Below are 6,091 nucleotides of genomic sequence, written 5' to 3' on the forward strand. Positions count from 1 at the left end.
CCCATTATGAAATTTCTTTTTGACGTTCTTCCCTTTGCCTTATTTTTTGTCTCTTACAGAATGTGGGACATATATGTGGCAACTGGCGTCGCCATTGCAGCCTCCGTTCTACAAATAATCGTTACTTATATAAGTGGCCGCAAAGTCGAAACCATGCAGTGGGTGAGTATGGGGTTGATTGGCGTATTTGGTGGCATGACCTTGGTGCTGCAAAACCCGATTTTTGTGATGTGGCGCTCCTCCATCGTCAATTGGCTTTTGGCTGCTGTATTGCTGGTTTCCTTGGTGGTATTGCGTAAAAATCCACTCAAAGCCTTGATGGGGGCGCAGCTGCAAATGCCTGATTTTGCGTGGCGGATCATGACTTGGAGCATGATCGCGCTGTTCACCTTCATGGGAGTTTTGAATATTGTTGTGGCCAAGAATTTCAGTGAATCCATGTGGGTGAACTACAAAACTTTTGGTAGTCCTTTGATTACCTTTGCTTTTTTTATTGTCTTGATGTTGGCATTGAGCAAGCACATCACTGTGCCAGGGCAGGATGAACCAGTCAAAAACGACACGCCTAAACCATGAATACAGCCCAAACTAAGGCATTGTCAGTACAAGTGACTGCCCAAACGATTGATGCGCGATTGCGTGATCTGTTACAACCAAGGGAACTTCTGGTAATCGATGAGAGTCAGCAGCATGCAGGGCACGCAGGCTCCAATGGGAGTGGCTTTGGAACTCATTTCAGGGTTCACATTGCTTCACCCTTATTTGATGGAAAGAGTCGCGTAGCAGCACATCGTCTTGTGTATGATTCGCTGCGTGATTTTTTTGATGCAGGTTTGCATGCATTGGCTATTGAAGTGAAGCAATCGAGTTGATTGTGCTTTAGTGGCCAGTTTGAAAACTTGCGGCGATGTAGCCCGATTTTTAGAAAACCCTAAAAGGAATCGATATTCCATGAAAAAACAATTGCTTTCCGTTTTATTGGCTAGCGCTTTCTTGGGTGCTGCATTGCCAGCATCTGCACAGACTTTGGCAACCGTCAATGGCGTGGCCATTCCAGAGGCGCGCTACAACTTCTTCATCGAGCAGTTTGAGCAATCAGGCCGCCCTAAAACTCCAGAGTTAGAAGCTCAGGTCAAGGAAGAGTTGATTCGCCGCGCTGTGTTTGAGCAAGCAGCCAGCAAGCTGAAGCTGGAAGATTCCAAAGAATTCAAGGAAGAAATGGATCTGGCGCGACAAACCTTTTTGATCCGTGCCTTGTTCCAGAAGTATCAGAAAGACCATCCAGTCACAGAAGCGGCGATCAAGGCTGAGTACGACAAGTTCGTGGCTGCAAACAAAGGCCAAGAATACAACTCTGCCCATATCTTGGTGGATAAAGAAGACGATGCCAAAGCCATCATTGCTGAGTTGAAGAAAGATCCAAAGAAATTTGAATCGATCGCCAAGGAAAAATCCAAAGATCCAGGTTCGGGCGCCAAAGGTGGTGAATTGGGCTGGTCACGCCCTGATGCCTATGTGCCAGAGTTTGCCGATGCGCTCAAAAAGCTGAAAAAAGGCGAAATTACGCAAGAGCCTGTGAAAACGCAGTTCGGCTATCACATTCTGCAACTCAAAGATCTGCGTGACTCTAAACCACCAGAGTTGTCTGCTGTGAAGTCACAAATTGAAGAAACATTGGCGCAACAACAACTTACTGAGTACCAAGAGAAACTGTACAAAGAAGCCAAAATTGAAAAATAATTTTTTTGATTGAGCACTCAAAAAGAGCCGAAAGGCTCTTTTTTTTATGCGTGTAAGGCTGCCGTTGCGATTGTGCAAATGCACATAGAATGGACGATTGTTTATGTGCAAGATGCCATGGTGTTGTAGCGCTCGGTTTCTGCCACCTGTTGATTTAGATTCATTTTCTGCATGTCCCTTTTTCTGCAAAAAATCGCGCCTCGGCAAACCCTCACGCAATGTGCGGGCGTATTGGCCGCCAGCCGTCAAGCGTGGATTGCCCAGCCTTTCATTCGCTGGTTTATCAACCGTTATGGCGTGGACATGAGCCAGGCTCTGCACCCTGATCCAGCAGACTATGCATGCTTTAACGATTTTTTTACTCGCGCCCTTCAACCTGGTGTGCGGCCTTTGGCTCATGCCGATTGGATCAGCCCGGTAGATGGTGCGGTCAGCCAACTTGGTCGTATTCAGCAAGGTCAGATTGTGCAAGCCAAAGGGCGCAGCTATACCGCTGCGCAATTATTGGCTGATGAGCAACGTGCATCTGCTTATGCAGATGGTTTTTTTGCCACGCTGTATTTGAGCCCACGCGACTACCACCGCATCCATATGCCTTGCGATGCGCAACTGGTTCGAATGAGCCATGTGCCAGGGGATTTGTATTCCGTCAATCAAGCAACAGCCGCAGGCATTGATCGCTTGTTTGCGCGTAATGAACGCCTGGTCTGCTGGTTTGAAGGCCCGCATGGACCGTTTGTCATGGTTTTGGTTGGCGCCACCATTGTGGGCAGCATTGCAACCAGTTGGCATGGCGTGGTGACTCCTCCTCGCACGGGGGCTATTCGCCATTGGGTATACGGCCAAACAGGCTCAGATCGTGTGAGTTTGCATAAGGGTGAGGAAATGGGGCGCTTTTTGCTCGGCTCTACAGTCATCATGCTCATGCCTCCTGAAGCTGGCGTTCACTGGAATACGCAGTGGCAGCCGGGCAGTGCTATTCAAATGGGACAGGAAATGGCACGTTCGATTCTGGCGTGATGCTGGCAATGGGGGCGCACTGCTGCGTTTGCAGATAACGTGCGGACCACCAATTGGCCGAGATGCATACGCTGTATGCCTTTGATGTTTTTGGAATAAATGGATTCTCTAATGAAGTCAACGCCTCCTCAAATTTCACAAACTCTGACGCATTCGATTGACGAGATTGATGCGGATGCACTCAACCCTCAAACGTTGCAGCCGCAGTCTTATCGCCTGGCGTTTGATGATCCAGAGTTTTTGACGCGTAAAGAAACACGCGGCATTCGTTTTCAACTGGAGTTGCTTAAACCTGAGTTGGAACAAGAAGAGCGTGGTGTTCACCAAACCGTGGTTGTCTATGGCAGCGCGCGTATCGTAGATGCTGAGCAGGCGGCAGCGCAGTTGGTGCAGGCGCAAACACTTGGCGATGCGCACGCCATCGCTTTGGCAGAACGTGCGGTGCGCAATGCGACTTATTATGAAAAGGCGCGAGCTTTTGCCAACTTGGTTGCACGAGACTGTGAGTCTGAGCCGGTTGAGAAGCGATTCGTCATTTGTACAGGTGGAGGCCCCGGCATCATGGAGGCGGCTAATCGAGGCGCCTACGAGGCCGGTGCCTTGAATGTGGGCCTGAACATCACTTTGCCCCATGAACAAAGTGGCAACCGTTACATTACGCCGGGCTTGAGCTTCAAGTTTCATTATTTTGCTCTGCGCAAAATGCATTTCTTGATTCGCGCCAAAGCATTGGTTGTGTTCCCCGGTGGGTTTGGAACTCTGGACGAATTGTTTGAGGTACTCACGCTTGTGCAGACAGGCAAAGCACGGCGCTTACCTATCGTGCTGTTTGGTTCAAGTTACTGGAAACGGCTATTGAACCTTGATGCGTTGGTGGAAGAAGGCATGATTTCCGCTCAGGACTTGCACTTGCTGCATTACTGTGATGAGCCACAACAAGCATGGGATGTGATTCGAGGGTTTTACGCGGCCGCGGCTGCGTAAGCCATGTAGAGCTTGCACACGAAAACAGTGATAAGAAAGAGTTGGACTGCGTCGCATGGAATTGGCTGATATTTTGTTTTCCCAGGGCTTTGGTACACGCCGCGTGTGTTACGGGCTTGTCCAGTCGGGGTTGGTGCAATGGGCGTTTGCGGGTCAAAACTGGCAGGAAACGCTGGATGCCTCGCTCTGGTTTGATGACTTGCAGGGGTTGCAACTTCAGGTGCAGGGCCAGCTTTGGCCTTACCAGGAAAAAGCGTATCTGATGCTCTACAAGCCGGCAGGTTATGAGTGCTCGCAAAAGCCTTCTGCCTACCCCAGCATTTACACCTTATTGCCTGGACCGTTGCGCCAGCGGCCTGTTAAAGGCGGTCAGACCGGGGTTCAGGCAATAGGTCGTCTAGATCAAGACACGACAGGTTTATTGCTCTTAACTGATGATGGTGCATTTATTCATCGCCTGAGTTCTCCAAAACACATGGTGCCCAAGGTGTATGAGGTGCATGCCTGTCATGAGGTAACTTCCAAGCAAATTCAAGCTTTGCTGGCGGGTGTTGTTTTGCACGATTCGAATGAGCAAGTCAAAGCGGATGCGGTTGAGCAACATACTCCCACGCACATCAGCTTGACCCTGCATGCAGGCAAGTACCACCAAGTCAAGCGCATGTTGGCTGCCGTCGGCAATCGGGTTGAGACCTTGCATCGCAGCCGCATCGGTTCATTGACAATTCCAGATGACCTCAAACCAGGTCAATGGCTTTGGCTTACCCCCGATCAGGTCACTGCTTTGTATAGCAAGCAAGCTGCCACTTAAATATTGTAAGGCCTCACATTGAAGGTCATCGTGGTTTTTTTGAAGCCAATCGAGGCCTTATTTAAACCTGTAGATGCTGGGTGGCAAGAGAATAACTTGCCGGATAATTGCAACATGACAGACGTGCACTTTTACTTCAATGTGCCAGACAAGCTTAACCTTGCCTGCCGTTTGGCACGTAAAGCGTTCATGCAAGAGTCGGGCATGGTCTTGACGGGCAATGCAGCAGTTTTAGCGCAGCTTGACGACATGCTATGGCAGATGACTGCTAGCGATTTTGTGGCCCATGATTTAGAGACTTCTACTGCCTCGCCCACGTTGGTCGCGCCCGTGCAATTGCGTGAAGCAATCTCTGCTGAATCACTTGCGCAACAGGAGGGCGTTTTCAAGCCAACGCTACTGCTGTCGCTCTGGGATGAGGTGCCTGCTGCTTTTAGCCATTTTGAGCATGTGTATGAGTTGGTCAGCGCGCAGGATGGAGCAGACCGCGAGCGTGCACGCATGCGCTGGCGTTATTACCAACAGCGCGGCTATGCCATCCACCGCCATGATTTGGCGCAAAGGAATGCCTGATGGAGACCTCTGATTTACCAACTCCTGCACGTTTTGTTCCCACGCTGACCGAAGTCGTTGACGCACAGGATGCGACTACTGACACAACAGCAAGCGATATGCTTGACTTGGGGACGGGGGATGAACGCAACCTTCAAGTTCTGGACTCTGGCGAGCTGATTCAGGGGCCTTTAGAGGCATCCGAGCACACGGTGATTGATTCTGAAACGGATTCTCTCGCGGCAGACCAAGTGACACAGGATCCCGCTATTGTTGCTATGCCTGATGCACAGGAAACGCTGAGTGCATTAGATCCAGTGGTCTCACTTGATAAAACGGCAGAGCAGGTTGCTGATGAGGCTGAGAATGGCTTGCGGCCTGAGCACATTCCTGTTTTAACTGATGCCATGCAACCGGATGTGGCGTTTTTACCTGCGCATGAAGCGCCTGTACTTGAGGTGAGCCAAACACCTCAGACCAAGTTGGTGCGAGGAGATCTACCCCTTGAATTTGAAGAGCAACTGGTACACCGTGTGATGCAGCGCGTGGATGCAGTGCTGGCTGAGCGAATCAGTCAAGCGATTGCCAGCGTGATTGAGGCTCAGACACGTTCATTGCTACCCAGCATGCGTGAAGAGCTTGAGTTTGCTGTTCGTACCAGTGTCTATGAGGCCATGGCTGACGAACTGACACAGATAGCCGAGCAAAGTAATCCTAGGGAAAATGGTGCGAGCGGGGAATGAGCTCGTTGATACGGATGAATCGACCAGGGTTTAGTAGATAATTTTGAGCCTCCTATTTCAGTTTTAATAGGAGCCCAAATGAAAGCACAACGTTACCCCGAAGAATTCAGGATTGAAGCAGTCAAGCAAAGCCTTGAACATGGCCACAAGGCACCTCTCTTAGCCCATCCAAAATCTGCACACTTCAGAGCCAAGCAGGGTTTGTTGGTAATCCCCCCGCAAAACCATCATTTTGAGAAGT

8 protein-coding genes are annotated in these 6,091 nt (G+C 50.0%); all 8 read left to right on the forward strand.

Annotation, left to right across the window (positions count from 1 at the left end; all coding sequences use genetic code 11):
• Positions 1–6: 6 nt before the first annotated feature.
• The 8 genes from E9531_RS12095 (at position 7) to E9531_RS17815 (ending at position 5,850) form a co-directional block, all read left to right on the forward strand.
• Positions 7–576, forward strand: a complete 570-nt coding sequence (locus tag E9531_RS12095) for a septation protein A (RefSeq protein ID WP_136574022.1) — start codon at positions 7–9, stop codon at positions 574–576.
• The gene (locus tag E9531_RS12100) at positions 573–872 is read left to right on the forward strand and encodes a BolA family protein (RefSeq protein ID WP_136574023.1); all 300 of its coding nucleotides are present in this window, start codon (positions 573–575) and stop codon (positions 870–872) included. Before E9531_RS12095 ends, E9531_RS12100 begins: the two co-directional genes overlap by 4 nt.
• A 79-nt stretch (positions 873–951) precedes the next feature.
• Positions 952–1,740, forward strand: a complete 789-nt coding sequence (locus tag E9531_RS12105; protein WP_136574024.1) for a peptidylprolyl isomerase — start codon at positions 952–954, stop codon at positions 1,738–1,740.
• Between the two features lie 171 nt (positions 1,741–1,911).
• On the forward strand, positions 1,912–2,760 hold the full coding sequence (gene asd, locus E9531_RS12110) for an archaetidylserine decarboxylase (RefSeq protein WP_136574025.1): 849 nt from the start codon (positions 1,912–1,914) through the stop codon (positions 2,758–2,760).
• 111 nt (positions 2,761–2,871) lie between these two features.
• Positions 2,872–3,744, forward strand: a complete 873-nt coding sequence (locus E9531_RS12115; RefSeq protein WP_136574026.1) for an LOG family protein — start codon at positions 2,872–2,874, stop codon at positions 3,742–3,744.
• 55 nt (positions 3,745–3,799) lie between these two features.
• Positions 3,800–4,555, forward strand: a complete 756-nt coding sequence (locus tag E9531_RS12120) for a 16S rRNA pseudouridine(516) synthase (protein ID WP_136574027.1) — start codon at positions 3,800–3,802, stop codon at positions 4,553–4,555.
• A gap of 114 nt (positions 4,556–4,669) precedes the next feature.
• Complete coding sequence (locus E9531_RS12125) at positions 4,670–5,128, forward strand: DNA polymerase III subunit chi (protein WP_136574028.1); 459 nt, start codon at positions 4,670–4,672, stop codon at positions 5,126–5,128.
• Positions 5,128–5,850 (forward strand): hypothetical protein, encoded by a 723-nt coding sequence (locus E9531_RS17815; RefSeq protein WP_244610096.1) that lies wholly within the window; start codon positions 5,128–5,130, stop codon positions 5,848–5,850. The genes E9531_RS12125 and E9531_RS17815 overlap by 1 nt, the downstream gene beginning before the upstream one ends.
• Positions 5,851–6,091: the final 241 nt, after the last annotated feature.

It is taken from the genome of Lampropedia puyangensis (assembly GCF_004833285.1).
GTDB classification, from domain to species: Bacteria; Pseudomonadota; Gammaproteobacteria; order Burkholderiales; family Burkholderiaceae_C; genus Lampropedia; species Lampropedia puyangensis.

Excerpts from the sequence above, each read along its gene's own strand:
- E9531_RS12125 (WP_136574028.1), top strand. The coding sequence starts at position 4,670 with ATGACAGACGTGCACTTTTACTTCAATGTGCCAGACAAGCTTAACCTT.
- E9531_RS12100 (WP_136574023.1), top strand. The coding sequence starts at position 573 with ATGAATACAGCCCAAACTAAGGCATTGTCAGTACAAGTGACTGCCCAA.
- E9531_RS12095 (WP_136574022.1), top strand. The coding sequence starts at position 7 with ATGAAATTTCTTTTTGACGTTCTTCCCTTTGCCTTATTTTTTGTCTCT.
- E9531_RS12105 (WP_136574024.1), top strand. The coding sequence starts at position 952 with ATGAAAAAACAATTGCTTTCCGTTTTATTGGCTAGCGCTTTCTTGGGT.
- E9531_RS12115 (WP_136574026.1), top strand. The coding sequence starts at position 2,872 with ATGAAGTCAACGCCTCCTCAAATTTCACAAACTCTGACGCATTCGATT.
- asd (WP_136574025.1), top strand. The coding sequence starts at position 1,912 with ATGTCCCTTTTTCTGCAAAAAATCGCGCCTCGGCAAACCCTCACGCAA.
- E9531_RS17815 (WP_244610096.1), top strand. The coding sequence starts at position 5,128 with ATGGAGACCTCTGATTTACCAACTCCTGCACGTTTTGTTCCCACGCTG.
- E9531_RS12120 (WP_136574027.1), top strand. The coding sequence starts at position 3,800 with ATGGAATTGGCTGATATTTTGTTTTCCCAGGGCTTTGGTACACGCCGC.